Genomic DNA, 1916 nt, shown 5'->3' on the forward strand with positions numbered 1-1916 from the left:
GGTTCCGTCCGCGGTGGTGGTGCTGGAGGGGCTGCCGCTGACCGGGAACGGCAAGCTGGACCGCAAGGCGCTGCCCGCACCGGACTACACGGCAGGCGCCACCGCCGTGCGGCGCGGCCCGGCCACGCTCCAGGAGGAGCTGTTGTGTGGTGCGTTTGCGCATGTCCTCGGGTTGTCCGAGGTGGGCGTTGACGATGACTTCTTTGAGCTTGGTGGGCATTCGCTGTTGGCGACGCGGTTGGTGAGCCGGGTGCGTGCGGTGCTGGGTGTGGAGTTGCCGTTGCGGGCTCTTTTTGACACGCCGACTCCGGCTGGAGTTGCTGCTGTTCTGGGTGGGGTTGGTTTGGCTCGGGAGGCGCTGGCGGTGCGGGTGCGGCCGGAGCGGGTTCCGTTGTCGTATGCGCAGCAGCGGTTGTGGTTCCTGGGGCAGTTGCAGGGGCCGAGCCCGACCTACAACAACCCCACCGTGGTACGCCTGACCGGCGTTCTGGATCGCGAGGCTCTTGAGGGGGCTCTGCGGGATGTGCTGGAGCGGCACGAGGCGCTTCGCACCGTGTTCGGAGCCACAAACGACGGCGAGCCGTACCAGCGAGTCCTCTCCCTCGACGAGGCCGGCTTCGACCTGCCGGTCGCCGAAGTGGGACCGGAAGGGATTACGGAGGCGGTCGCTGACGCCACCGGGCACGCCTTCGACCTGAGTGTTGAGATCCCGCTGCGGGTTTGGCTGTTTGCTGTGGGTACGGATGAGCACGTACTCGTGGTCGTGGTGCATCACATTGCGAGTGATGGCTGGTCGAACGGTCCGTTGGCGAGGGACTTGTCGGCTGCGTATGCGGCGCGGTGTGCGGGGCGGGCTCCGGAGTGGGAGCCGTTGCCCGTGCAGTACGCGGACTATGCGCTGTGGCAGCGCGAGCTGCTGGGTGCAGAAGGCGATCCGGACAGCTTGATGTCACGCCAAGTGGAGTATTGGCGCCGAATACTGGCGGACGCCCCTGACGAATTGGTCCTTCCCTACGACCGTCCCCGTCCCGTAGTCCCCTCGCATAGGGGTAGCGCGGTGCGGCTGAGCGTGCCGGCGGGGGTGCATGCGCGGCTGTTGGAGTTGGCGCGGGAGCGGGGCGTGACTCTGTTCATGCTGATGCAGTCGGCGTTGGCGGTGACGTTGTCGCGGCTGGGCGCGGGTGTGGATATTCCGATCGGTTCGGCGATCGCGGGCCGTACGGATGAGGCGCTGGACGATCTGGTCGGCTGCTTCGTCAACACCCTCGTGATCCGCAGTGACCTGTCGGGGGATCCGACGTTCGCTGACCTGCTGGGGCGGGTACGCGAGGCGGGTCTCGGGGCGTTCGCGAACCAGGATGTGCCGTTTGAGCGGTTGGTGGAGGAGCTGGCTCCGGCCCGGTCCCTGGCCCGCCATCCCCTGTTCCAGGTCATCCTCACTTTCCAAGGCGTCAACGCCATGACGGCAGTGGATGCCGAGACAGGTCTGGAGCTGTTGGGCCTAGAGGCGAGCGGCATCTCGATGGAGCAGGTGGGCGCGAAGTTCGACCTTGCCCTGGTGATGGGCGAGGAGTTCGATGCGCAGGGTGCCCCGGCAGGCCTGCGCGGACGTCTGATCGCTTCGATGGATCTGTTCGACGAGGCCACGGCCGAGCGGATCGTGGGTTGCCTGTTGAGGGTTGTCGAAAGCGTTGTTGATGACCCGGATGTGCGGGTGTCTGGGGTGGATGTGTTGGGTCCGGGGGAGCGGGCCCGGGTGCTGGAGGAGTGGAACGACACGGCGGTTGCGGTGCCTGAGGTGATGGTGCCGGGGCTGTTCGGGGGGCAGGTGGCACGGACGCCGGGGGCTCTTGCGGTGGTTGCGGGTGGTGTGTCGGTGTCGTTTGGGGAGTTGGAGGCCCGCGCGAATCGGCTGG

The 1916-nt window shown here is 67.2% G+C and carries 1 protein-coding gene; it reads left to right on the top strand.

Annotation, left to right across the window (positions count from 1 at the left end):
• Positions 1-1916 (top strand): condensation domain-containing protein (locus ACFULQ_RS49055; RefSeq protein ID WP_383558341.1); only part of this gene is annotated, 1916 nt, incomplete at both ends.

The sequence above is a fragment of the Streptomyces sp. NPDC057253 genome (genome assembly GCF_042669125.1).
GTDB lineage: Bacteria > Actinomycetota > Actinomycetes > Streptomycetales > Streptomycetaceae > Streptomyces.